This is a genomic window from Macellibacteroides sp. (assembly GCF_050251695.1).
GTDB lineage: Bacteria > Bacteroidota > Bacteroidia > Bacteroidales > Tannerellaceae > Macellibacteroides > Macellibacteroides fermentans.
Map to the genome: position 1 here is coordinate 36,454 of NZ_JBFWMI010000007.1, position 24,480 is coordinate 60,933.

Here is a 24,480-nt window from a genome sequence, read left to right on the forward strand (position 1 = left end):
GCTTCCATACAGCGATGTATGGTGACCACAATAGAAACGAAGTGCTTTAAATCCAAATGTTATTAATAAAAAACGACTGAATTGATGAACGCGAATGCATTTTCGATGGAAAGCCTGGTAAAGGGGGGCTTTATAAATATTCCCCGCTATTTGCTGAACGCCCTTTTTGGCGAGAACGAGGAGGAGCGGCAGCATGCCTGGGTATATCTGTTTATGCTTACCTACTGTTTTTACGGGAACGGTTGTGTAAGGTTGAACAAGCGGGTGTACTCTTGCGGTGCCGGCGAACTGGTAATTACCCGTAACAATGCCCTGGGAGTGCTTCGGCTTACTATGTATGCCTTCCGCAAAAGTGCCTCCACGCTGGTAGAGCGCGGGTTGCTGCGCATTTTTCCCGGCATTCGCCACACTCGTTTCGTAATACCCTTTTACGATGCCATTACCCGCTCCAATTTCAAGGAGCGGAGCAAAGGGGAGGCATTGCCTGCGGGTGCCGGAGGGGGTGCCCTTGCCGGCAAAGAAGATTATTCCATTTACCGATTTACGACCATTGTTCCGGAACCGGACCATAACAACAGCCAGTCCAGATGAATACAACCGAGATTTTTAAAGATGATTTCCAGCACACGCTGGAACAGTATATTGCCTTTAGTGTAGTAACCGACCCTACTCTTATCGGACGTATGGTGGGCAAGGTTACGCCGGATATGTTTGTAAACGAGGCTTTTGCATTTATTTTTGACACCGCCGCACACCTGTTTGGCGAAGGGGTGGCTATGGATCACCTCAGTCTTACGGCGGCCATGAGGGCCCGCGATCCGAAGCTATTCAAAAAGTACGGCGGTTTGTCTGTTCTGGGCGAGGCGATGACGGGGCTAAGACATGTGGATAATGTGATGGATTATGTGGCAGAGCTTAAAAGTCTGTATCTGAGACGTAAGAGTCACTCGCTGTTGTTCGATCTGCAGGGCAAGCTTGCCAATGCCGCCGTACCGGTTGGCGATGCGCTGAACGATTGCCTGGCTGCTTTGCAACTGCTGATGCGTGAGGGTGTGGACGAGTCCAAGGTAAAGCATGTGGCTGATCTGGCCCGCGAGATGATGGAGCGGCACCGCAACATGGCTCGCGAAGGTATTACCTCGCTGGGTGTTTCCTCCGGATTGTATGAGTTCGATTATATTACGGGTGGACTGTACAAAGGGGAGATTGCGGTACTCAGTGCCCGTCCGTCGTACGGAAAAACGGCTCTGGCCATACACATCGCCCTGCAGGTGGCTATGCAAGGTATTCCGGTGATGTTCTTCACCCTCGAGATGTCTGAGGCGCAGATGACCAACCGTATTATTGCCGCCCTTACGGATATTGCTCCCGAGAGTCTGCGTAAATCGGGGATGACGGAGGCGGAGTTGTCCGAGCTGGACCGCCTTATCAACGAGCGGCTGGTGTCTCTGCCCCTGTCTGTTGTCTACCTCAGTGCGCCCCGTGCCGAAGACATACGTGCCCAGGTGTTACTTGCCGTAAACGGGGACCGGTGTGGCATGGTGGTGGTGGATTACCTGCACCTGATGAATACCGATTCGGCACGGCACAACAACATGGTGAACGCAGTGGGCGACAATGCAAATGCCCTCAAACAGCTTGCCGTGGATGCCGATATCCCTTTGCTGCTGCTCTCGCAGATGAACCGCGATGTAGAGCGACGATCCGAAAAGGTGCGTCTGCCCATGTTGGCCGACCTTCGCGACTCGGGGGTGATTGAGCAGGTGGCCGATACGGTGGTGTTTATCCATCGTCCCGATATGCAGGGCATTACAACAGACGAGAATGGCGATTCGCTGGAAGGTGTGGCCAAGCTGCTGGTGATGAAGTGCCGTAACAGTGGTACCGGTCAGGCACGTTTCCGCTTTAACCGAACCTTTACGAAACTGAGCGATTACAAACGTTTTGCATAGTATGGGAAAGCTTTCATACAGTGCCGAAACCGTAAAGAAAGCGGTGCGCATTGAAGAGGTGATAGGGCGGTACGTCCGTCTGGTACAGAAATCGGGCGGATCCAGTATGGGGCTTTGTCCGTTTCATCCCGACAAAAATCCCTCCTTCAGCGTGCATCACGGTAAGCAGTTTTACCAGTGTTTCTCCTGCCATGAGGCAGGCGATGTGATTCGCTTTGTGCAGGAAATTGAGGGGTGCTCTTTTACCGAAGCCCTCGAAAAGCTAGCCCTTCACGCCGGTATCGCTCCGCAAAGTCAACCTTCGCCGGCAACGGATCCAGCCATTCCTGTTGAGTCGGGAAGCGGACTCGGGTTTCATACGCCACATGGGGTAGAGGAGGTGGTGCTTACCGAAAATGAACGGAAGGATGCGATATACAGGAACGAACGTTTCCTGAAGTCGCTTTACGGACACATGTCTCCAATCAAGGGAATGGTGTATGCGTATGTAGATTTTGAAGTGGGGATGTCGGGTGGATATCAGTCGCCGGAGTTTAAGGCGATGAAGAACCGGATTGTGTTTCCCATCCGCGACCGTCAGGGTGTGCTTGTTGGATTTTCTGCCCGAAAAATGGGCGAAGGTCCTTGCACGGAAGGGTATTCGCCCAAATACATCAATACCAAGAGCAACGGACTGTTTAAGAAGAGGGAGCTGCTGTATGGTTTGCATCTGGCGGAGACTTCCATTCTGAATGAGGGGATGGTTTGGGTTACAGAGGGGCTGAAGGATGCCATTGCCATGTATGCCGCCGGGTATCGTAATGCGGTGGCGTTGATGGGGTGCGACATGAGTGATTTTCAGTGCAGCCTTATCGCCGGGCTTTGCAAGAGAGTGATATTGTTACTGGATCCGGACGAGGCCGGAATGCGGGGTGCCGCCAAAGCTGCTGCCAAACTGAAGGCTGTGGGGGTGCATGTGATGGTGATGCAGTTACCAGATGGCGAAGATCCCGATTCGCTGTTCCGAAAACACGGCAAAGAGGGGTTGCGAGCCATTCTTCGCGAATGTCCTGATGCTGCATCTGCCAAAGCAGTCTCCTCCCAGGTTAGCACATCCGAATTTGTCTCTTCCGAAACCAATTTGCAGGAATCTGTGCCCGACGACACTGCCTTGATTCCTTTGGGCGCAGGGGCCGACAGACCCAGATTGATGGAAACGGAATCCGAATTGATTGGACGGATTACATCCTTACGAACTCAGTTGTTTGTTGACACAACGGATGCCGGAAGTGTGGCGCTGCAAAGCGAGCTGATGGACACCTGCCGCCGGTTGCGCGAGATATCAAAGCAGTTGAACCGTCCCGGTACCGTGTTGGGATTCTCTGCCTCTGGCTAAATGATGCAAATGATTATTGGAAGACTTTCAGAGTATTGACAAAGTGGATGTCGCTATATAATGCAACACCCACTTTGTTTTTGTGAGGTATCTTTTACGTATTGTTTCTTGGTTATTCCCACTTTACGGGGGTATTTAGAATAACTCCGTCCAATGTGTCTTGGGTGGAGAATGAATCGGCAAGGTATTGTACGCAAAGCATGATCAATGGCGTGTCGCCGTTGTTGCGTACTGCGCGTATCCCCTCGGGGGCAACGCGTACCACAGAACCTTCCTTTACTGGAATTATCTCTCCGTCTACCTGAAACTCGCCATTACCTGCAAGAAAGAAATAAAGTTCTTCGTGTTTTTTGTGTGAGTGCAGAAATCCGGTTTCGGTGCCCGGCTGAAAAAGCTGGAAGGAGAATTCGCCTCCTGTGGTGTGTAAGGCAGTTCCTCCAAATATTTTGCCCGGAATCTTGATTTCGGGACCAAATTGCAGTACATATTCGCCCAATTCGCTCAAGTTGCCAATATTCACCGCGGTGAAATTTTCGGCTGTTGCAATCTTTTCAATCTGTTTCATAATTCTGTTCATTAAATGATTCTGAAAACTCAAATCGGTAGAAAGTCACCTCCCGTGACAGGTTTTTCCGTATATGCAAATGTATTGTTTGAGAATCTAAAAAACAAGAACTTCAGGCTATTAAAGAGATAAAAAAATGCCCCATTCTCACGAGTGGGGCATCTTGTTTTCTAACCACCGCTAAATGCGGATTTAAAAATTAATCAAAATTATTACTTAACAAAACCGTTTTTATACAATAGCATTCATCCTAATAGATTATCAAAGTTTTGTAATCAAAAAATACTATATTTCAATTACCACATTAATCATAAAATATATTCTACAAACTACATATTGTTTATTAAACCCTACATTTAACAAACTTTTGCAAAGGTATAATAAATTCTTTTACCTGCAAGTTATCCATTCATGTTGTGAAACATATTTCGTATATTAATAATTATCTTAAGGCTCGACAGGCTAAAGTCTTGCATGTACAGAACGCTCCGCTCTGCCTTTGGTTCGTTTGTTGAAATGGATCCAAAGAAGGATGCCTAACAGTGAGAGGCTTATGGGGAATCCGCTCCAAACTCCCAAGGCTCCGAAGCCGAGTACAAATCCACAGAAGTACCCCAGAGGCAGCGAGATGCACACATGGCAAATAAAGGCCATCCACGCCATATATTTTACATCTGCAATTCCACGCAAGGCGTTGGCAAATAAAATTTGAAGTCCGTCGCCCAGCTGATAGAGGATAACCGGATACATTAAAAGGGCGGTAAGTTGGGCAACCTCTGCTTCTGGAGTAAAGAGGTAGCCTATCACATTGCGTACGGCGTAAAGGAATATCACTACCAACAGGGCGGTAAAGAGTATCAGATGCAGACCGGCAAACGAGGCCAGCCGCACGCTCTTCCAGTCGTCTTGTCCCCTGAAGTTACTCACCCGTATCGTTACGGCAGCGCCTATACCGTAATAGATCATAAAGCCAAGTGTGGTTACCACACCCACCACCTGATGGGCTGCCAGGGCAGTCTTACCCAACCAGCCCATCATGATTACACTGAGGCTGAAGGAGGCAGCTTCCACGCCCAGTTGCAGGGCTACGGGAAATCCGAGGCGATACAGCCGGCTGATGCTTGCCTTATTTATTATCCCGGATTTAAATCCATTCCTGAATTTGGCAAAACGCGGATGTCTGGCAAAAATGTATACAAAAACAAGAATAGCTGCGATACGGCTTATCAGGGTAGACAGACCGGCTCCGGTTAGTCCCATTTCGGGTGCTCCGAAGTGTCCGTATATCAGGATGTAGTTTCCTATTATATTAAGCACGTTGCTGCCCAGCATAATCCACATGGGGGTCATCGTATCGGTTACACCGTCGCAAAACTGTTTGAATGAATTGAACAGCATCACGAACAGAACGGATACAAGCTGCAATATATAATAGGGAATGATGTAGGGCATCAGCTCTTCCGGCTGACCCAGCAGGTCGATGTTTAGGAGCAACACCAACATACAGAGACCTATCAGTAATCCAACAACGAGGTTTACAAGGAGGCTGTTCTTGAATGTTTCGGCAGCCTTGTCGTGTGCCCCTTTGGAAAACAGTTCGCCTATGATGGGTGTAAGTCCGTAGGCAAATCCCATGCCGAAGATAAAGGCCAGGTTAAAGAAATTGTTCACAAAGGAGGCCGCTGCAAGCTCGTCGGCACTGTGCTGACCTACCATGATGTTATCGGCAAAGCCTACAAGAATAATCCCCAACTGACCAAGCATGATGGGGATTCCTAATTTAATGGTATGTAAGTAATGCTGCCTGTAGTTAGCAGGCAGCCTGTTTGTAATGTTCAAGATTGTCTGTTTTATATGATTTGCATAGATTCGATTACGATATTCTCCAGGGGACGGTCCGACGAATTTGTCTTCACTTTCTGAATTTTATCCACAATTTCAATTCCTTCGGTCACCTCGCCGTATACAGTGTATTCGTTGTCCAGAAAGGGCACGCCGCCAACGGTGGTATAGGCCTCACGCTGCTGGGCGGTAAGCTTGGTCTCTTCCTTGCGCTTCTCTGTCTCAATCTCAGTTTTACCGATCAGTGTATCGCGCATGATGGCCAGACTGTCTTTGTCTCCCGACTTATAATACTGCATGATTGTAGTTTTATTTTCGTTCTGCAGGCGGTTGAAAATAGCCTGTTTCAGGCGGCTTTCCTTTTGCTTTTCCAGCTGTTTGATTTCACCTTCCGAATATACCTTTCCGGTAACGATGTAGAACTGCGATGCCGAAGAGGCCTTCTCCGGATTGCTGTCGTCGCCGGTACGGGCAGCGCATAATGCTCCACGTTTATGGAAATAGCGGGGGTATACAAATTCGGCCGGAACGGTATAGCCCAGATCTCCGGCACCCAGCTGTTTGTTTAACGGTGCGTTTTTAGACGTAACATCACCTCCCTGAATCATAAATTCGTTGATTACCCGGTGGAAAAGCAGCCCTTCATACTGTCCGTCTTTTACCAGTTTGATGAAATTATCGCGGTGAAGAGGCGTTTCGTTGTATAATTTGAGTGTAATCGTACCCAGATTCGTTTGCATCCGAACCTGTGTCTCGGTTGTTTTTTGTTCCATTGTCTGTTCGTATATTTATTTAGTTACAACTTTCATTGATTTGATTTTGATATTTTTCAACGGACGATCTTTATCGTTGGTGGCAACCAGGTGCATCTTGTCCACCACATCCTGTCCCTTCACCACCTCGCCGAAGACCGTGTATTTGTTATCCAGATGAGGCGCACCTCCCTGAATTTTATAGGCTTCACGCTGTTCGGGGGTGTATTTTATTCCCTCTTCGACCTCTTTTTTGTCCAGTTCCATGTCTGTAAAGAATTTTCCGGTCACGATATAGAATTGGGTAGCCGACGAGGCACGTTCCGGATTGGTATCGTCGCCGGTACGTGCGGCACATAAAGCACCTCTTTTATGGAAATATTTAGGATAAACGATTTCTGCCGGAACGGTATAACCCAGGTCGCCATCGCCCAAAGGTTTGTCGATAGGAGCGTCTTTCGAGGTTACATCACCTCCCTGAACCATGAATTGTTTGATGATACGGTGAAATATAAGTCCGTCGTAACGTCCTTCATTTATCAGTTTAATGAAATTATCCCGATGCTGAGGTGTTTCATTATACAGTTTCACTTTTATTTTACCCATATCGGTATCAATCAGCACCAAGGTCTCTTTTTCTTGTCCCCAAAGCGTGTAAACACTTAAGAAAGAAAAACATAAAAACATAGCAGCTACTATCCTATTCATCGTTTTGCGTATTTTTGCTAACAAAGATAATTATTTGTATTCGATTACACCGAATGAATAAAATATATTAACTATGTTTGTGACTGAAACCACTAAAAAAAGAATTATTTGTTTTATGAGAAAACTATTTACCGCGTTGTTTATAGCAGCAACGCTCCCTTTGATGGCTCAACACCAATCGGCCATCCGTATTTATCCTGCACAGGGAAAACAAACCATCAGTAAACATATTTACGGCCAGTTTGCCGAACATCTGGGTTCATGCATCTACGGAGGTTTGTGGGTTGGCAAGAACTCGGATATACCTAATACCGACGGATACCGTACCGATGTGCTCAACGCACTGAAGCGGCTCCAGATTCCCAACCTGCGCTGGCCCGGCGGATGCTTTGCCGACGAGTATCACTGGATGGATGGTATCGGTCCGCAGCAAAACAGGCCCAAGATGGTCAATAACAATTGGGGCGGAACAGTGGAAGACAACAGCTTCGGGACACACGAATTCCTCAATCTGTGCGAATTGCTGGGATGCGAACCTTATGTGAGTGCCAATGTAGGCAGCGGAAGCGTTGAGGAGATGGCCAAGTGGGTGGAATATATCACTTCGGAAGGCGACAGCCCCATGGCCAACCTGCGCAGGAAGAACGGTAGGGACAAGGCATGGAAAGTGAAGTTCTGGGGAGTAGGGAACGAAAGCTGGGGATGTGGCGGCAGCATGCGTCCGGAATATTACTCCGATCTGTACCGCCGTTATGCAACCTATTGCCGCAATTACGACGGAAACCAGCTGTTCAAGATTGCCAGCGGAGCCAGCGATTACGATTATAACTGGACGGAAACATTAATGAAACAGGTGGGAGGCCGTATGGATGGTCTGTCGCTTCATTATTATACGGTAACCGGATGGGACGGAAGCAAAGGTTCTGCCACAGGTTTCGATACCGACGATTTTTACTGGACCATGGGCAAATGCCTCGAGATAGAAGAGGTGATGCGTAAACATATCTCCATCATGGATAAATACGATCCACAGAAGAAGGTGGCGCTGATGGTGGATGAGTGGGGTACCTGGTGGGACGAAGAGCCGGGAACTACCAGAGGACATCTTTTCCAGCAAAACACCCTGCGTGATGCCATGGTTGCAGCACTTACGCTGAATGTATTCCATAAATATACCGATCGGGTGAAGATGACCAACATTGCACAGATTGTGAATGTTTTACAGTCCATGATCCTTACCAAAGGAAAACAGATGGTGCTTACGCCAACCTATTACGTGTTTGAAATGTACCGGGTGCACCAGGAATCTACTTTCCTGCCTATGGATCTGATGTGCGAGAAGATGCCGGTGCGCGACAACCGCGAGGTGCCTTTATTAAGTGCAACGGCATCGAGGGATAAGTCGGGAAAGATCCATATCTCCATCGCCAACATAGATGCGGCCCAGTCACACCAGGTGAGCGTAAATCTGCAGAACACCCCGCTCAAGGCAGTGAGCGGCCGTATTCTTTCTGCAAGCAGCATCACCGCCTGCAATACATTTGAACAGCCGGACAATGTGCAGCTGAAGGATTTTAACGGAGCCAAAATACAGAACGGCGCACTGAACGTGGTAATTCCGGCTGCTTCCATAATAACACTGGAAGTTAAGTAGACACACGGGTTTTGTAAGGATACGGCAGAGGTTTCTAATAAAAAGCATGTTAAAAGGTATAAAAACTAATTTTTGTTTACCTTTGTAGCGGGAATCTTAAACGTAACATTATTTAAAAATATTTCAATGAAACCTACTTTATTTGTACTTGCTGCCGGAATGGGTAGCCGCTACGGCGGATTAAAACAGTTGGACGGACTGGGTCCTAATGGTGAAACAATCATGGATTACTCAATTTATGATGCAATTCGCGGAGGATTCGGAAAATTGGTGTTCGTAATCCGTAAAACATTTGAAAAGGATTTTCGTGAGAAAATTATTTCAAAATACGAAAATCATATTCCTGTTGAAGTGGTATTTCAGGAACTGGATAACCTGCCTGCAGGTTTTACTTGTCCCGAAGGCCGCGAAAAACCATGGGGTACCAATCATGCCGTACTGATGGGCAAGGATGTGATTAAAGAACCTTTTGCTGTAATCAATGCCGACGATTTCTACGGTCGCGATAGTTTTGCCGTGCTTGGAAAAGAGCTTACCGCTATGTACGGAAAACAGAACGAGTATTGCATGGTGGGTTACCGTGTTGGTAATACCCTGAGCGAGAGTGGATCTGTGGCACGCGGTGTTTGCGGAACCAATGCCGAAGGTTTCCTTACCACTGTGGTAGAACGTACAGCCATCGAACGTATCGACGGTAAGGTTCAGTTTAAGGATGAGAACAATCAGGTGGTGACTATCGATGATAACACCCCGGTGTCCATGAATATGTGGGGCTTCACACCCGATTATTTTAAATATTCTGAAGATTACTTTGCAGAATTCCTTACTAAAAACATGAGCAACCTCAAGAGTGAGTACTTTATTCCATTGATGGTTAATGAGCTTGTTAACAATGGTACTGCTACAGTAAAGGTACTTGATACTACATCAAAGTGGTTTGGTGTAACTTACGCGGAGGACCGTCAGAGTGTGGTCGATAAAATCGCAGCTTTGGTAGAAGCCGGCGAATATCCAGCCAAGTTATTCTGATAAGGAGGATGACATACAAGGTCCTGCTGCTTTCTTTTTGGAAAGAGCAGGACCTTTTTTATCTGTTTCTATTGCAACTATCCATAAAATCTTACGAACAAAATGAAAAAAATGATTGCTTTTTCTCTGATCGCAGGACTGGTGGCTTCTACAGGGTGTACAACCAAGCCAGTCCAGGATGCTTCTAAAACTCCGGCCATTAACCTGGCCAACCTGGATACTACGGTATCTCCGGGGAGTGATTTTTACCAATATGCTTGCGGAGGATGGATCAAACAAAACCCGCTTAAACCAGAGTATGCCCGCTACGGTTCTTTCGACAAGTTGCGGGAAGATAACCAAAAACAGTTGAAAGATCTGATCGAATCGCTGCAAGCCAATAAATCGGAAGCTGGCAGCGTTGCCTGGAAGATCGGTACGTTCTATGCCATGGGACTTGACAGTGCCAAATTGAATGCCGATGGCATCAATCCGGTAAAGGATCAGTTGGCAGCCATCGAAGCCGTTACAGGTAAAAAAGAGGTTTCGGCTATGATCGCTACGATGCACAAGGAGGGAATGTCTCCCTATTTTCAGTTGTATGTAGGTGCCGACGAGAAAAACAGTTCAATGAATATCGTTCAGCTATATCAGTCGGGTTTGTCCATGGGCGATCGCGATTATTACCTGCTTGAAGAGACAAAAACCATCCGCGAAGCTTTCAAAAGTTATGTAAGCCAACTCTTTACTTTGGCAGGATACTCTGCCGATCAGAGTAAACTTGCTACAGAGGCGGTAATGAAAATTGAGACAGGCATTGCCAATGTATCTTTCACCCGCGAAGATTTACGTGATTCACAGAAAAACTATAACAAGATGAGTCTGGCCGCATTTAAGTCGGCTTACGATGTACTTGACTGGGATACTTACTTCGGTGGATTAGGTTTAAAAGACATTCCTGAAATTGATGCCAAGCAGGCCTCTTTTTACAAAGGCTTGAGCGACCTGATGAAGAAAACATCGGTGGATGAACAAAAGTATTACCTGGCATTCAACCTGCTTAACGAAGCCGCCTCTTACCTGAACGACAACTTCTATGCAGCCAAGTTTAACTTCTACGGTAAAACCATGTCCGGAAAACAAGAGCAGCAGCCACGTTGGAAACGTGCACTTGAAACAACCAACAGCGCTCTGGCTGAAGCCGTGGGACAGCTCTATGTAGAGAAATATTTCCCTCCTGTAGCTAAAGAAAAAATGCTTACACTGGTGGGTAACCTGCAAAAGGCATTGGGTCAAAGAATCAATGGCCTGCAATGGATGAGTGATGCTACCAAGGTGAAGGCTCAGGAAAAACTGGCTGCCTTTACCGTAAAGATTGGTTATCCCGACAAATGGCGTGATTACAGCAAGCTGGAAATCAAGGAAGATTCCTATTGGGCCAATGTAGTACGTTCTAACATTTTCGATACGGAATATTACCTTGCCGATGCAGGTAAACCGGTCGATAAGGCACGCTGGCATATGAGTCCGCAGACCGTTAACGCTTACTACAACCCTACAACTAACGAAATCTGTTTCCCGGCAGCAATCCTGCAGCCTCCTTTCTTCAACCTTGATGCAGATGATGCCGTTAACTATGGAGCCATCGGAGTGGTGATCGGTCACGAGATGACACACGGATTCGACGACCAGGGACGTAACTACGACAAAGACGGAAACTTGCAGGACTGGTGGACAGCCGAAGATTCAAAACGTTTTACCGAACGGGCGGATGTGCTTGTAAAGCAATACGACAACATCCTTGTACTCGATTCAGTACATGCCAACGGTCGTTTCACATTGGGTGAAAACATAGCCGACCAGGGAGGATTGCTTGTTTCGTACGAAGCATTAAAAAGCAGTTTTCAGGGAAAAGAGCCTGCTGCTATCGACGGCTTTACAGCCACGCAGCGTTTCTACCTTGGTTATGCCGCATTATGGGGACAAAATATACGTAATGAAGAGATTTTACGTTTAACAAAAATAGATCCGCATAGTTTGGGTAAATGGAGGGTTAATGCAGCATTGCGTAACGTGGATGATTTTTACAAAGCATTCAACATTACAGAAAACGATGCGATGTACATGAAACCTGAAGAACGTGTAGTTATCTGGTAAACACCAGCTTCTTCATTAAAACCTCCACTTGTGGTACTAAATAATCACAAATGGAGGTTTTTTAATTTATATAGTGGTTATTCGTTCATTATCTTCAGTTTTTTACTTTGAAGTATAAGAATGATTTGTATTTTTGTAATATTATTAGGTAATACAATGATAGAGGAAATTAAAAAGACCTGCGAGGTATTGCAGGCAGGTGGCATTATCCTGTATCCCACCGATACAGTGTGGGGTATTGGTTGCGATGCGACCAACGAAGAGGCAGTAAAAAAAGTGTATGATCTGAAGCGGCGTGTCGACAACAAAGCCATGCTTGTGCTTACCGACAATCCCGCCAAGCTTAATATGTATGTGAGCCGGATACCCGATATCGCCTGGGATCTGATAGAGGTGGCAGATAAGCCGCTTACCATTATTTATCCGAAAGCAAAGAACCTGGCAGCGAATCTGTTGGCAGACGATCAGAGTGTAGGTATCCGTATTACGAACGAAACCTTCTCGAAAACATTATGCGAGCGTTTCCGGAAACCGATTGTATCTACATCAGCCAATATAAGCGGTCAGCCTTCTCCCTCTAATTTCAATGAAATTTCGGAAGAGATCAAGGCGGGTGTCGACTATGTGGTTAACTTCAGGCAAGAAGAGATAATAAAAGCCAACCCCTCGGGTATCATAAAGCTTGGAGAGGGCGGCCTTGTGCAGGTAATCAGGTAACCCAGACATGAACAAAAGCCGGCAGACACTAAAATACATCGTTTCGGACTTTCTGTCTGCTTTGCTGGCGTGGTTTTTATTTAATCTGCTGCGATACGATGAGGTTGGAATCTATCAGGGATATACTTCCCTCGAAAGGTTTTTGCTGGATCCGCATGTATTGCAGGGGTGGTTGCTTATACCATTTGGTTGGATTGCCCTTTTTTATTTGTCGGGCTATTATAACAAGCCTTTCGGTAAATCGAGGGTGACCGAGTTTTTTTCCACCCTGCTGTCCGTGATGATCGGTGCTGTCGTGGTTTTCTTTCTGGTTTTATTGAACGACCTGCCTCATTCTTTTGGCATATACTACCGGCTTTTCTTCGGATTGCTGGGTATCCAGTTTATATGTACCTATATACCCCGCTTGCTGATTACGCTTTCCGGAATCCGGAAAATAAATAAAAGAGAGTGGGCGCAGCGGGTGTTGATTATCGGTGCCGGATCCAAGGCAAAGAAGGTGGCTAACAGCTTGTATTCGTTGGGATACGATATCGTAGAGATGGTGGACGAAGACGAGCTTGCACATGTGCAGTCCGTAATGGAGACCGAAACAGTAGACGAGTTGGTGGTGGCTATCGAGTCGCACAACAATGAAAAGAGAATGCATGTACTCTATTCATTGTATCAGTACAACCGGCCAATCAAAGTGTTGGTGGATAAAGCATCCATGGTTTCGGGGGTAAAGGTAAAAACGTTGCTGGGTATTCCGCTGGTAAACATTACCGACAATAACTTCTCGGAGGCTGAAAAGAATATTAAGAAGGTACTTGATTATGTAGTGGCTTCATTGGCCATTGTGCTGCTTGCTCCGGTGTATTTGTATGTTGCCTGCAGGGTGAGGCGGGATTCGCCGGGACCTATCATTTTTAGTCAGGAACGTATCGGATACATGGGTAAGCCTTTTCGGATTTATAAGTTCAGAACCATGTACGAAGGAGCCGAAACCAACGGTCCGCTACTGTCTACCGACGATGATCCGCGTATTACTCCTTTCGGAAAGATTATGCGTAAATATCGTTTGGACGAGCTTCCCCAGTTCTGGAATGTGCTGAAAGGAGATATGTCTATTGTTGGGCCGCGTCCGGAACGGAAGTATTACATAGACAAGATTGTAAAAAAGGCACCCTTTTACTACCTGCTTCACAACGTGAAACCCGGAATTACCTCCTGGGGAATGGTGAAGTACGGATATGCAAGTGATGTCGACAAGATGATTGAGCGTTTGCAATACGACATATTGTATTACGAGAATATGTCGCTGGTTTTAGATTTAACAATATTAATTTATACAATAAGGACGGTTTTTACCGGCAAAGGAATTTAACATGGCTGAAGATGGTTTTTTTTACAAGATTTTATTGTGGCGCGAAAGACGAATTAAAGAGAAGAATTTTATACTGATTGTAAGTTTTCTTGTGGGTATTTGTACGGCAGCGTCTGCAATAATACTTAAACAACTTATTCATTTTATTCAACAATTACTTACCGGCGGCAACCATGCCGGCGAGGTAAACTATATGTTGCTTATCTATCCGGTGGTGGGTATCCTGCTGGCCGGTCTATTTGTTAAGTATATTGTAAGAGACGATATAAGTCACGGGGTAACCAAAATACTTTACGCCATATCGCAGCGTAAGAGTCGTATAAAACCTCATAATTCGTGGACCTCCCTGGTGGCGAGCTCTGTTACCATCGGCTTCGGGGGATCGGTAGGGGCCGAGGCACCTATTGTACTTACCGGTGCTGCCATCGGATCAAATCTGGGCAGACTGTTCAGATTGGAGCAGAAAACGCTGATGTTGCTGGTAGGTTGCGGTGCTGCCGGAGCTATTGCCGGTATTTTCAAGGCGCCGATAGCCGGATTGGTCTTTGTGATCGAGGTATTGATGCTGGATCTTACGATGACTTCCGTATTGCCGCTGCTTATCTCGTCTGTTACCGCAGCCACGGTGTCGTATGTGGTAACCGGACCCGAAGCGATGTTTAAGTTCTCTCAGACTGAAATATTTGAAATTGAGCGTATACCATATGTGCTTCTTTTAGGTATTTTCTGTGGTTTGATTTCATTGTATGTAACACGTGTGATGGTTAACATTGAAGGGAAATATCGTAAATTGGGCACCTTCTGGAAGAAGTTCCTTTTGGGAGCTATGATGTTAAGTATCCTTATCTTCCTTTTTCCGCCACTCTACGGCGAAGGGTACGAAACAATTGGAATGTTACTGAACGGTCAGTTTCTAACGATGATGGATAATACCTTGTTTTCCGGACTGTCGGATTCCTATTGGGGCATCATCATCTTCCTCTCCCTGATTCTTTTGTTTAAAGTTTTTGCCTCCAGTGCAACCAACGGGGGAGGAGGTACCGGGGGAATCTTTGCTCCCAGTTTGTATATGGGATGTATTGCCGGATTTATATTTTCGCATACATCCAACTACCTGCCGTTTACGATGTACCTGTCCGAAAAGAACTTTGCCCTGCTGGGTATGGCCGGCGTAATGTCTGCCATTATGCATGCTCCGCTTACCGGAGTGTTCCTTATTGCCGAGCTTACCGGAGGTTACGATCTGTTTTTGCCGCTGATGATTGTTTCCATCAGTGCCTATTTAACTATTCTGATGTTCGAACCCCATAGTATTTACTCCATGCGTTTGGCTCAGAAGGGCGAATTGATGACACACCACAAAGACAAGGCGGTACTTACCCTTCTGAAGATGGATGATGTGATCGAGAAAGATTTTGAAGTGGTAAACCCGCACATGAGTCTTGGCGACCTGGTGAAGGTCATAGCCCGAAGCAGCCGCAACGCCTTCCCGGTGGTAGACGATAAAGGCGTGTTGTTAGGCATCGTACAGTTGGATAATATCCGTAATATCATGTTCCGTCCCGAACTTTATGAGCGTTTTCATGTTTCTAAATTTATGGTGTCGGCCGCTTCAAAGATTGAAATCAACAAGTCAATGGAGCAGATAATGCGAACTTTTGACGACACAAAGGCATGGAACCTGCCCGTGGTAGATATGCAGGGGCGGTATATTGGGTTTGTATCTAAATCGAAAATTTTTAATTCTTACCGCGAAGTGCTGGTAGAAAACTTTTCAGGAGATTAAAAGAATGAATAAAGAGTCATTACGTATTGTATATATGGGCACTCCGGATTTTGCCGTAGAGAGCCTCAGGTTACTGGTTGAAGGTGGATATAATGTAGTTGGGGTGATTACCATGCCCGATAAACCCATAGGTCGCCATGGCAGCACCTTGCAACCGAGTCCGGTCAAGCAATATGCCGTATCGAAGGGACTGCCTGTTTTACAGCCCGAAAAACTGAAAGATGAAACCTTTATACAGGAGCTAAGGGCTTTGGAAGCCGACCTTCAGATTGTAGTAGCCTTCCGTATGCTTCCAGAGATAGTTTGGGACATGCCCCGTCTGGGTACTTTCAACCTGCATGCTTCACTGCTTCCGCAATACCGTGGCGCAGCACCCATCAACTGGGCGGTGATAAACGGCGATACAGAAACCGGAGCAACCACCTTTTTCCTTACGCACGAGATTGACACCGGAAAGATCATTCTGCAGGAACATCTGCCTATTGCCGATACCGACGATGTGGAAAAGGTACACGATTCATTGATGGTAATGGGAGCAAAGCTGGTTTTGCGTACCGTGGATCTTATACTGGAAGGTAAGGCCGATGCAACACCGCAGGAGGCATTCTATACCGATGCAAAAGAGCTCCGTGCAGCCCCTAAAATTTTTAAGGAAACCTGCCGGATCAGCTGGGACAGCTCTGTAAAGCGTGTGTATGATTTTGTGCGGGGATTATCGCCCTATCCCGGTTCGTGGACAGAACTGGTGGCACCTGCCGGCGAAAGAATGGTGTTAAAAGTCTTTTCAACTCAAAAAATAGAAGAGGCGCATGATCTACCTGTAGGGAATATCCGTACAGATGGAAAATCGCATGTGGATATAGCTGTACCCGATGGCTTTGTTCGTCTGCTCAATGTGCAGCTGGCAGGCAAGAAACGCATGGCGGTAACTGATTTCCTGAACGGCTTTAAGCTAACAGAATATTTTATTGTTGAGTGAGTCCGGAAAAACTAAAAAAGACAATTTACATAGCAGCAGGAACACTATGCCTTATTCTGGGTGGAATCGGCATAGTGCTTCCGCTATTGCCAACCACTCCCTTCTGGCTGCTTACCTGTTGGTTTTACCTGCGTAGTTCGCAAACGTTGTATAACCGGGTGATGCAGAATAAAAGATTCGGATCCTACGTAAGGGGATTTCTGGTGGATAAATCCATTTCATTAAGGGCTAAGGTCCTCTCTATCGGTACCATCTGGGTATCTGCCATCTTTACCTTTGCCCTGTTACAGGTGGCACTATGGCTTAAGATGTTGTTGTTTGTAATCTTCATTTCAGTAAGCTGGTATATTCTTTCGTTCCCCACAAAAAAGAAAAACGGATAGATCTCTTGTTACAGAGATCCATCCATGCAATATCTTAGTTCGTCCAGCAAAAGCGGAATATCCTGCTCTTCGATGCCGGCTGACAATAAGTCAGGTATATCCTGGGTAAACTGCTCCATAAATTTATGGAAATCGCCTCCATCAGCTTCTACAGCCATTTTGTAAAAGTTGATAGCCCCCTTCACATTCTGTAAAGCCCATTCGGTATGTCCGGCATTGAGCATATCCTGTAGAGAAGGCGAATTTCCCATAATCTTACCATAGTAGTTGCGGGCCTGCTCAAATTTGCCTGTCAGGAACGAGCACCATGCTATGGGGCGCCATGCCTTGTGACTTTCCGGGTCGAGGTATTCTACCTTGAAATAACACTTAAGCGCCTCGCTGAAGTTTTTAAGCTCAAGGTGGCAGTGACCGATACTGATTGTAACCGAAAGATTGTCAGGACTCAATGCTTCGTATCGCTGATAGTAACCCAATGCCTTTTCCGGTTGCTTCAAGGCACGGTAACAGCCGGCAATCCGCCTGATAACCCATTTACTGTCGCCATTCAGCAGATCGGCATGCAGGTAAGCCTCCAGAGCCCCTTGCACATCTTCCTTCATCTGCTTGCAGTAGCCTATTTTCTGATACAGCTCTTCGTTATCCGGACTACTCAGCGCAAGGCGTTCGTACACCACAAGGGCATCATCGATGTACCCTTTACGCAGGTAATATTCGGCAATGATGGTGAGGCTTTCGTTGTCGGACAACAAAGCCTTGACCTGCGGCAGGTTATGGAAGTCCAGCTTCAGCGCAAACAGATCCAGAAAATCCAGGTGTCGCGGATGTATTTTGAAGAAACGATACAAATCCTGCACATACTGTCCCACAATATATTCGAACCGCTTGTCTTCCGGCATAAACTCCTCTTTACGGTCCTGAATCATTTCCATCGCCTGACTGTCAAACTGGGCCATCATCATCTTGCGGTGCTGTTCCGGCAATTGCATGATGCTGAAGTACAGCGAATACTTGTCGGAATTGCACATAAACGACGAAAGCGCCATTGTTTCGAGTACATTGTCAAACTCAGAACCTTTGCCGAAGGCCGAACCGAAAGCCGAATGATGGGGATTGAAAGGTAAAAACCAATTGCCCATTTCGCTGAAGAACGGAAAGCTTTTCAGGTGAATGAACGACGAATGCATCACATCCGCCCCCTCCATCTGCAGTTCGGAAAACTCCTTCATTTTATTGCCGAACTCGCTGTTCTCAATCATATTCTGCCAATCGGGATTCATTTCGTCGCCCAACTGATCGATAGAAAAGTCCTGCATGTTTATCTTTTTATTCAGCTTGGGACTCATCTTCATCATTTCGGGAATAATCTCGTTCTGAATTTTCTGAGTAATCTTTTCGGTCTCCCTCGATAAGATAAAGCGCAGAATGATGGTGCGCAGTTCCTTAACAAAACCACCCCGTTCGGCAAGAGCCTCCAAACGGTTGGATATGGCCGGATAAAATCCGATACGTTTATGATATAAATAGAGCGTGATCAGAATCGCAATAAGCGCTCTGGCACGTACTTCATCCTTTCCGGACATGGCCGCATCGCAAAGCAGCAACACCTTCTCGTCATCAAAACAGGTCTGCAAACCCAATAAAAGGGCAGACACAATCTGGCAGCTGGCAGAAAAAGGAATCGTGTCGTCGGCAAAAATATCCCGTATATCACTTAACTCCTCTCTTGTAAACCGCCCCGAAAGCCACACCTGGTTAAATAAATTCAGCTGCAGTCCATCCATCTGCTTATAGTCGCTCACTTCCACAGCCGTTGTAAGCTCGTCGTGCAGCACACGATACGATTGAAGCGGCTGATAGGCAGCAATCCGTTTGCGGTCGAAGTAGATAACAGACGAGATCCTTAGCAGGAGCCTCATCTTTAAATCGTCCGCCAACTCGTAGGTAGATGCCATCAGATCGTTGTAAATCTTACTCTGCATCGGGTCTCGCATTCCTTCTACCCGGTAGCGAAGCATGTATTTATATGTATCGTGTAATTCAGTAAGTTTATCCTGCAGCGAATATTCTTTACTCTCGTAAATCAGCTTCTGCAAAAAATCAAAGGCATTTTTTAGTTCTTTGCTGTTCAGAGAACCCTCAATGCGGTTGTAGGCTTTATTTATTTCTTGTACTGTCATAGATTGTATTGTACAAATGGTATGCCAAATGTATGAAAATTTAGGTAATTTCTCTATCTTTGCAAACGTAAAAAATATTGGCAGATGAAAAATATCCGCAATTTCTGTATTATTGCTCATATAGACCATGGCAAGAGCACCTTGGCCGATCGTTTGCTTGAGTATACCAAGACCGTTGAGGGCAAAGATATGCAAGCCCAGGTTCTTGATAACATGGATTTGGAACGTGAGCGTGGCATAACTATCAAAAGTCATGCTATCCAGATGAAGTACGTTTATAAGGAGGAAGAATATATTCTGAATCTGATTGACACCCCGGGACACGTGGATTTCTCTTACGAAGTATCACGCTCCATTGCTGCGTGCGAAGGCGCTTTGCTTATTGTAGACGCGGCTCAGGGAATTCAGGCGCAGACAATCTCCAATTTATATATGGCTATTGAACACGACCTCGAAATAATTCCGGTTCTGAATAAGATTGACCTTCCCAGCGCGATGCCGGATGAGGTTGAAGATCAGATTATCGAGTTATTGGGTTGCAAAAGAGACGAGATTATCCGTGCCAGTGGTAAAACCGGCGAAGGGGTGTACACCATACTCGAACAAATAGTAGAACGGGTACCCTGTCCGAAAGGAGATCCGGAAGCCCCGTTGCAGTGTCTTATCTTCGACTCTGTATTTAATTCATTCCGTGGTATCATTGCCTATTTCAAGGTTGTAAACGGTGTGATACGTAAAGGCGATCTTGTTAAGTTTATTGCTACCGAAAAGGAGTATAATGCAGACGAGATCGGTGTATTGAAGTTAACGCCATCACCCCGCGACGAAATCAGAACGGGCGATGTGGGCTACATTATATCGGGCATTAAAACATCCAAAGAGGTGAAGGTAGGAGATACCATCACTCATGTTAAACGTCCGGCCAAAGAAGGAATTGCCGGTTTCGAAGAGGTTAAACCAATGGTATTTGCCGGTGTTTATCCTATCGACAGCGAAGATTTTGAAAACCTGCGTGCTTCGTTGGAAAAGCTTCAGCTAAACGATGCCTCCTTAACCTTCCAGCCGGAAAGTTCGGCAGCATTGGGATTCGGTTTCCGTTGCGGCTTCCTGGGACTTCTACACATGGAAATAATACAGGAGCGACTGGACCGCGAGTTTAATATGGACGTAATCACCACGGTTCCCAACGTATCGTACAAGGTGTTCGATAAAAAAGGTGTTTGTACCGAGGTGCATAACCCCGGCGGATTGCCCGATCCTACACAGATAGATCATATTGAAGAGCCCTATATCCGGGCTTCTGTAATTACCAATACGGCTTACATCGGTCCGATTATGACACTTTGTCTGGGTAAACGAGGTATCTTGCTGAGACAGGAATACATCTCGGGCGACCGTATCGAAATCCATTACGACCTGCCATTGGGCGAGATTGTGATCGACTTCTACGATAAACTGAAAAGTATCTCGAAAGGATATGCCTCTTTCGATTACCATATCCACGATTTCAGAGAGTCTAAGCTTGCCAAGCTGGATATTCTGTTGAATGGTGAACCGGTGGATGCCTTATCAACGCTTACACACGTGGACAACAGCGTTACCTTTGGTCGCAGAATGTGCGAGAAGCTGAAAGAGCTTATTCCCAGACAGCAGTTCGATATTGCCATTCAGGCAGCGGTGGGAGCAAAGATTATTGCCCGCGAAACCATCAAGGCTGTACGTAAAGACGTAACCGCTAAGTGTTACGGAGGTGATATCTCACGTAAACGTAAACTGTTGGAAAAGCAGAAAGAGGGTAAGAAGCGAATGAAGCAGATCGGAACGGTGGAAGTTCCGCAAAAAGCATTCCTGGCCGTACTGAAGCTGGATTAATAATAAAAGAAAAGGATGTCATATGGCATCCTTTTTTTTAGTTCGAATAATTTCGAAAAACATCTGTCATCTCTCATTTTTTGTCTCTAAACCCTCTGCCGAAGAGGAGTTTGCCCAATGATAGATGGTTGTGACGGATCCATATCATCTGTCATCTGTCATCCCCAACCGCCTCCAAGAGGTAAGCGTCTTCGCGATATCATCTTGTAATTTCATGCGAGAGCTTTAACCATTATAAAGGCAGATCAGGTTTTTTCTCTTAAGCAATTAACGCTTTTCATATCGATGATTAGTCGTTAACTCAAAGTATATTCTTCGTCTCTCATCTGAGTGATCATTGTCCTCCATCTGTGTGACTAATGTCCCTCAGTTGAGTGACAATGATCACACATATGGAAGACGAGTAAATACAGGAATGAAAACAATTAATCTATCCCATTAACGGAGCTAATTATATAATAGAAAGTCAGTAAAACCCCTAATACCTATTTCTTCATTAAGTATTTATTATAACTATTGCCACATCCATGAGAAAAATATAAATTTGCAAAGAGACAGATGGATGAATTGAGTTTTAAACTTTAAACAAGTATATGAAAAGTATAATCCTGATTATTGGCATAATGGTGTCTACCATTGGTTTTGCTCAAAATGAAATATCAGGTTTTTATTCTATCGGTAGAGTTGCAAGAGGTATTGATTGTAACCTTTATTTGTATAATAATGGCAATTACTATATTGAGCTTTCTGAGTTTCTTTCAAATGATATTGTTTTCGCTGTAGTTTTATCGTATGGTAAATTTTCATTAGTTAATAAAGAAGTAATGCTTGTCGATGAAATTCATAACTTTAAAATTCGCTTGGTTGTAGACAATAAAGCCCTTATCGCAAAACAAGCTTTTAGCTTTTTAGTAAACAAGCGGTTTATTCGTAACGATTACGTTTATATGGAGGATTATGGGGCATATCGTTCCGATGTAAATCCGCTACTGGTACAAAAGGAACATAAAAGCTATAACATATCTCATAATAAACTTATTCCTTTGTATCTGGGTGTATATGAGGATGGGCAAGGTTATAAGCTCTCCATACAACAAAACAACAAATATAAATTGGAATTCAAAGATATTGTTCTTTCCGAAGGAAAGTGGTGTAGAAATACTAACGAACTGGAACTAAAAGACATAAATTTAAGATGCTCATTTTATCTTCTAATAAACAATAAAAAGCTAGTTAGTAAATTGTTGCTTGGAGATTATAAAAGCTTTTTACTTATTTATAAATGAACGGTTAACACTAGTGTCCCATTAAAATTGGGACGTTATTAAAAATCAAATAAACTTGATCCGTTTAGTCCGAATCGTTCTTTGTCATTTTGAAATATAGTTTTGTTAAAAAAGGCCGTCAAACATGTTTTTTCCGTTAGTTATATGCTTAAAATTTGAAGGACTTCATATGTACTTCTATTGAGTTGCATGTCATGTTATACAATGGAAACTAATTGAAAAACAGAAATGTGTGTTGCATTTGTTAAGGATATAACATCTTGAAGCAGTTGATTCTAACAAGTGAAATGTTTTATGTAGCGATTGCCTTGATACTTGTTGACTAAGCTTCGAAATTTATCTTCATTCAGAAATGAGATCAACTGGGCAAACACATATTTCTCTTTATTCATTGCAGCCTTTATTATGGGCTGCAAAGTTATCAATTGAAATCGTCGCGCTCGAAAAACCTCTATAACTAACTAAATTTCAAATATTTCAAAGAACTATTTTAGATTTTAATGGGACAGCAATGAACGGTTAAACAAGATAAATAACGGAGATGTTGTTTTAGTTATGAAAAAATACATTATCTTTTTACTGGTAACTCTTTGGTTTCTTTATAATTATGCATTTATATGAAAAAGGAATGAAATGAATTTTGTTAAGTATTGCACTCGTATCTACTACAATACACTATAGTTATGCAATAAAACCTATTGATACATATAAAGAATGTGTTACCGAGTTTTACCGATTGTTGTTTTGTAAAGAGAAAAATAGATGATAATATGATTAGATTTTATTTTATATTGCTTATGCTTACCTTTATTTCCTGTGAGCATTCTAGTTCGGAATTTAAGCTACAAAATTCTTTTCAAATTAAGCTGCAAAATCCGGTTCGCATTAATGTAAATGATTGGTTTTATTTTAGTGCCGATAGTAATCTTTATCAACTCTTTATGTATTACTCAAATACGGAATTGGGAAATGCAAAACTGATAGATACAGTAGATTTTAGTTCATATAAATCGATGATACATTGTTTTAAATCACAAAATGATGATTCTTACATTGTTTTATGGGAAACAGAGTATGAATATTATCCTTTAATTTATGCCTACTATGTTATAGATGGGAAAATCGTAAACATAGGAGAACTTTTAATTTCTTTACCCTGTCAGTCGTGTGAGAGCTTTGAATATCCTATAAAATATATTAGAATACTTCAAAATGGAAATGAAATCGAGATTTCTTTTTTAGCAGATGTAAATTATAAGCCAAGGAAAAGCGCTGATTGGCAGTTGTATAAGGCAGGAGTGTTAAAATTCCTTTTCAATACTGAAACAAACAAATTAAGGTACATCACATCATCGAATTAGTTTAAAATACTAAAGGTCAATCTGTTCGAGGTGCCTCACAATGTTTAGGAAAAGGAAAAGGTTCAAACGTGTATTTATATAAAGCTGCATTTGCCTCTAGAGAACAGCTCTATTTTACAATGGGGCATGAATATCTTCACGCAGGTTATTTCAAGACCGGATTAATGAATTCTAAAAAACAGCATGCCTCCATTTATAAATGGGAGGCTCAACAAGCAAAGTTATGGGGATTTAATGAAGTCGGTTACTCAAAACGATCAGTTACTTATAAACAGTATAATAATGCATCGTATGATTATAAGAAATTAGGATTCTATCTATTAAATATAAAACCATGGTAATTAAAAAAAGTATGATACTAATTGTTTTACTTAATTTGCTTTTTATTGAATGTACCTCTATGTATAAAAGTAATTTTAATAATGATGCTCTCTTGTTTGAGAACTACTCAAAAGAAATGGAATTACCAAAAGATTTTTTTCTATTGATTATAGTACTCCCTCTTTTTCGACCACTTGATCAGCCTTTTACCTATAT

At 44.3% G+C, this 24,480-nt stretch carries 21 protein-coding genes and 1 pseudogene; 15 read left to right on the top strand and 7 right to left on the bottom strand.

Annotation, left to right across the window (positions count from 1 at the left end; all coding sequences use genetic code 11):
* Positions 1 to 84 precede the first annotated feature (84 nt).
* The 3 genes from AB7E53_RS02265 to AB7E53_RS02275 are packed head-to-tail and all read left to right on the top strand — an operon-like array spanning position 85 to position 3,327.
* Positions 85 to 591, top strand: coding sequence for a hypothetical protein (locus tag AB7E53_RS02265; RefSeq protein ID WP_446773927.1), 507 nt, complete (start codon positions 85 to 87; stop codon positions 589 to 591).
* Positions 588 to 1,952, top strand: a complete 1,365-nt coding sequence (locus AB7E53_RS02270) for a replicative DNA helicase (protein ID WP_446773929.1) — start codon at positions 588 to 590, stop codon at positions 1,950 to 1,952. The genes AB7E53_RS02265 and AB7E53_RS02270 overlap by 4 nt, the downstream gene beginning before the upstream one ends.
* 1 nt (position 1,953) lies before the next feature.
* Positions 1,954 to 3,327, top strand: a complete 1,374-nt coding sequence (locus AB7E53_RS02275; protein WP_446773931.1) for a CHC2 zinc finger domain-containing protein — start codon at positions 1,954 to 1,956, stop codon at positions 3,325 to 3,327.
* Positions 3,328 to 3,439: 112 nt separating this feature from the next.
* Here AB7E53_RS02275 and AB7E53_RS02280 read toward each other — a convergent pair whose 3' ends face one another.
* The 4 genes from AB7E53_RS02280 to AB7E53_RS02295 all read right to left on the bottom strand — a co-directional run bounded on the left by AB7E53_RS02280 (position 3,440) and on the right by AB7E53_RS02295 (position 7,173).
* On the bottom strand, positions 3,440 to 3,892 hold the full coding sequence (locus AB7E53_RS02280) for a cupin domain-containing protein (protein ID WP_446773933.1): 453 nt from the start codon (positions 3,890 to 3,892) through the stop codon (positions 3,440 to 3,442).
* 462 nt (positions 3,893 to 4,354) lie between these two features.
* On the bottom strand, positions 4,355 to 5,725 hold the full coding sequence (locus AB7E53_RS02285; protein WP_446773958.1) for an MATE family efflux transporter: 1,371 nt from the start codon (positions 5,723 to 5,725) through the stop codon (positions 4,355 to 4,357).
* Between the two features lie 17 nt (positions 5,726 to 5,742).
* Positions 5,743 to 6,507 (bottom strand): peptidylprolyl isomerase, encoded by a 765-nt coding sequence (locus tag AB7E53_RS02290; RefSeq protein ID WP_179399343.1) that lies wholly within the window; start codon positions 6,505 to 6,507, stop codon positions 5,743 to 5,745.
* 15 nt (positions 6,508 to 6,522) lie between these two features.
* Positions 6,523 to 7,173 (bottom strand): peptidylprolyl isomerase, encoded by a 651-nt coding sequence (locus tag AB7E53_RS02295; protein ID WP_245832486.1) that lies wholly within the window; start codon positions 7,171 to 7,173, stop codon positions 6,523 to 6,525.
* A gap of 184 nt (positions 7,174 to 7,357) precedes the next feature.
* On the opposite strand from AB7E53_RS02295, the gene AB7E53_RS02300 reads away from it, so the two are divergent.
* The 8 genes from AB7E53_RS02300 to AB7E53_RS02335 all read left to right on the top strand — a co-directional run bounded on the left by AB7E53_RS02300 (position 7,358) and on the right by AB7E53_RS02335 (position 17,244).
* Positions 7,358 to 8,848: an alpha-N-arabinofuranosidase gene (locus tag AB7E53_RS02300; RefSeq protein WP_371688886.1), complete on the top strand. Its 1,491-nt coding sequence runs from the start codon at positions 7,358 to 7,360 to the stop codon at positions 8,846 to 8,848.
* A gap of 126 nt (positions 8,849 to 8,974) precedes the next feature.
* Positions 8,975 to 9,877: a nucleotidyltransferase gene (locus AB7E53_RS02305; RefSeq protein ID WP_179399346.1), complete on the top strand. Its 903-nt coding sequence runs from the start codon at positions 8,975 to 8,977 to the stop codon at positions 9,875 to 9,877.
* Between the two features lie 102 nt (positions 9,878 to 9,979).
* Positions 9,980 to 12,013, top strand: coding sequence for a M13 family metallopeptidase (locus tag AB7E53_RS02310; RefSeq protein WP_446773935.1), 2,034 nt, complete (start codon positions 9,980 to 9,982; stop codon positions 12,011 to 12,013).
* Positions 12,014 to 12,169: 156 nt separating this feature from the next.
* Positions 12,170 to 12,730, top strand: coding sequence for an L-threonylcarbamoyladenylate synthase (locus tag AB7E53_RS02315; RefSeq protein WP_446773937.1), 561 nt, complete (start codon positions 12,170 to 12,172; stop codon positions 12,728 to 12,730).
* A 7-nt stretch (positions 12,731 to 12,737) separates the two neighbouring features.
* Positions 12,738 to 14,096: a sugar transferase gene (locus tag AB7E53_RS02320; protein ID WP_446773939.1), complete on the top strand. Its 1,359-nt coding sequence runs from the start codon at positions 12,738 to 12,740 to the stop codon at positions 14,094 to 14,096.
* A 1-nt stretch (position 14,097) separates the two neighbouring features.
* The gene (locus AB7E53_RS02325) at positions 14,098 to 15,882 is read left to right on the top strand and encodes a chloride channel protein (protein ID WP_446773940.1); all 1,785 of its coding nucleotides are present in this window, start codon (positions 14,098 to 14,100) and stop codon (positions 15,880 to 15,882) included.
* A 4-nt stretch (positions 15,883 to 15,886) separates the two neighbouring features.
* The gene (gene fmt, locus AB7E53_RS02330) at positions 15,887 to 16,861 is read left to right on the top strand and encodes a methionyl-tRNA formyltransferase (RefSeq protein ID WP_446773942.1); all 975 of its coding nucleotides are present in this window, start codon (positions 15,887 to 15,889) and stop codon (positions 16,859 to 16,861) included.
* Complete coding sequence (locus AB7E53_RS02335; protein WP_446773944.1) at positions 16,858 to 17,244, top strand: YbaN family protein; 387 nt, start codon at positions 16,858 to 16,860, stop codon at positions 17,242 to 17,244. Before fmt ends, AB7E53_RS02335 begins: the two co-directional genes overlap by 4 nt.
* Before the next feature lie 8 nt (positions 17,245 to 17,252).
* On the opposite strand, the gene AB7E53_RS02340 is transcribed toward AB7E53_RS02335, so the two are convergent.
* A complete protein-coding gene (locus AB7E53_RS02340) occupies positions 17,253 to 19,424 on the bottom strand; it encodes a tetratricopeptide repeat protein (protein ID WP_446773946.1) in 2,172 nt (723 codons plus the stop codon).
* A gap of 84 nt (positions 19,425 to 19,508) precedes the next feature.
* Between AB7E53_RS02340 and lepA the strand changes: the two genes are divergently transcribed.
* Entirely contained in the window at positions 19,509 to 21,296 is a 1,788-nt protein-coding gene (gene lepA / locus AB7E53_RS02345) for a translation elongation factor 4 (RefSeq protein WP_446773948.1), read from the top strand.
* A gap of 593 nt (positions 21,297 to 21,889) precedes the next feature.
* The gene (locus AB7E53_RS02350) at positions 21,890 to 22,582 is read left to right on the top strand and encodes a hypothetical protein (RefSeq protein WP_446773950.1); all 693 of its coding nucleotides are present in this window, start codon (positions 21,890 to 21,892) and stop codon (positions 22,580 to 22,582) included.
* Positions 22,583 to 22,620: 38 nt separating this feature from the next.
* Here AB7E53_RS02350 and AB7E53_RS02355 read toward each other — a convergent pair.
* Positions 22,621 to 22,779: pseudogene (locus AB7E53_RS02355) on the bottom strand (IS4 family transposase); the annotation flags it as partial.
* A gap of 78 nt (positions 22,780 to 22,857) precedes the next feature.
* Positions 22,858 to 22,974: a DUF4372 domain-containing protein gene (locus tag AB7E53_RS02360; RefSeq protein ID WP_446773952.1), complete on the bottom strand. Its 117-nt coding sequence runs from the start codon at positions 22,972 to 22,974 to the stop codon at positions 22,858 to 22,860.
* 378 nt (positions 22,975 to 23,352) lie between these two features.
* On the opposite strand from AB7E53_RS02360, the gene AB7E53_RS02365 reads away from it, so the two are divergent.
* Both AB7E53_RS02365 and AB7E53_RS02370 read left to right on the top strand, forming a co-directional pair.
* Positions 23,353 to 23,943: a hypothetical protein gene (locus AB7E53_RS02365; protein ID WP_446773954.1), complete on the top strand. Its 591-nt coding sequence runs from the start codon at positions 23,353 to 23,355 to the stop codon at positions 23,941 to 23,943.
* Positions 23,944 to 24,277: 334 nt separating this feature from the next.
* Positions 24,278 to 24,480 (top strand): hypothetical protein (locus AB7E53_RS02370; RefSeq protein WP_446773956.1); only part of this gene is annotated, 203 nt, incomplete at its 3' end.

Excerpts from the sequence above, each read along its gene's own strand:
- AB7E53_RS02360 (WP_446773952.1), bottom strand. The coding sequence starts at position 22,974 with ATGAATAAAGAGAAATATGTGTTTGCCCAGTTGATCTCATTTCTGAAT.
- AB7E53_RS02265 (WP_446773927.1), top strand. The coding sequence starts at position 85 with ATGAACGCGAATGCATTTTCGATGGAAAGCCTGGTAAAGGGGGGCTTT.
- AB7E53_RS02320 (WP_446773939.1), top strand. The coding sequence starts at position 12,738 with ATGAACAAAAGCCGGCAGACACTAAAATACATCGTTTCGGACTTTCTG.
- AB7E53_RS02350 (WP_446773950.1), top strand. The coding sequence starts at position 21,890 with ATGAAAAGTATAATCCTGATTATTGGCATAATGGTGTCTACCATTGGT.
- AB7E53_RS02315 (WP_446773937.1), top strand. The coding sequence starts at position 12,170 with ATGATAGAGGAAATTAAAAAGACCTGCGAGGTATTGCAGGCAGGTGGC.
- AB7E53_RS02280 (WP_446773933.1), bottom strand. The coding sequence starts at position 3,892 with ATGAAACAGATTGAAAAGATTGCAACAGCCGAAAATTTCACCGCGGTG.
- AB7E53_RS02310 (WP_446773935.1), top strand. The coding sequence starts at position 9,980 with ATGAAAAAAATGATTGCTTTTTCTCTGATCGCAGGACTGGTGGCTTCT.
- AB7E53_RS02365 (WP_446773954.1), top strand. The coding sequence starts at position 23,353 with ATGATTAGATTTTATTTTATATTGCTTATGCTTACCTTTATTTCCTGT.
- AB7E53_RS02295 (WP_245832486.1), bottom strand. The coding sequence starts at position 7,173 with ATGTTTTTATGTTTTTCTTTCTTAAGTGTTTACACGCTTTGGGGACAA.
- AB7E53_RS02305 (WP_179399346.1), top strand. The coding sequence starts at position 8,975 with ATGAAACCTACTTTATTTGTACTTGCTGCCGGAATGGGTAGCCGCTAC.
- AB7E53_RS02275 (WP_446773931.1), top strand. The coding sequence starts at position 1,954 with ATGGGAAAGCTTTCATACAGTGCCGAAACCGTAAAGAAAGCGGTGCGC.
- lepA (WP_446773948.1), top strand. The coding sequence starts at position 19,509 with ATGAAAAATATCCGCAATTTCTGTATTATTGCTCATATAGACCATGGC.
- AB7E53_RS02270 (WP_446773929.1), top strand. The coding sequence starts at position 588 with ATGAATACAACCGAGATTTTTAAAGATGATTTCCAGCACACGCTGGAA.
- fmt (WP_446773942.1), top strand. The coding sequence starts at position 15,887 with ATGAATAAAGAGTCATTACGTATTGTATATATGGGCACTCCGGATTTT.
- AB7E53_RS02340 (WP_446773946.1), bottom strand. The coding sequence starts at position 19,424 with ATGACAGTACAAGAAATAAATAAAGCCTACAACCGCATTGAGGGTTCT.
- AB7E53_RS02300 (WP_371688886.1), top strand. The coding sequence starts at position 7,358 with ATGGCTCAACACCAATCGGCCATCCGTATTTATCCTGCACAGGGAAAA.
- AB7E53_RS02290 (WP_179399343.1), bottom strand. The coding sequence starts at position 6,507 with ATGGAACAAAAAACAACCGAGACACAGGTTCGGATGCAAACGAATCTG.
- AB7E53_RS02325 (WP_446773940.1), top strand. The coding sequence starts at position 14,098 with ATGGCTGAAGATGGTTTTTTTTACAAGATTTTATTGTGGCGCGAAAGA.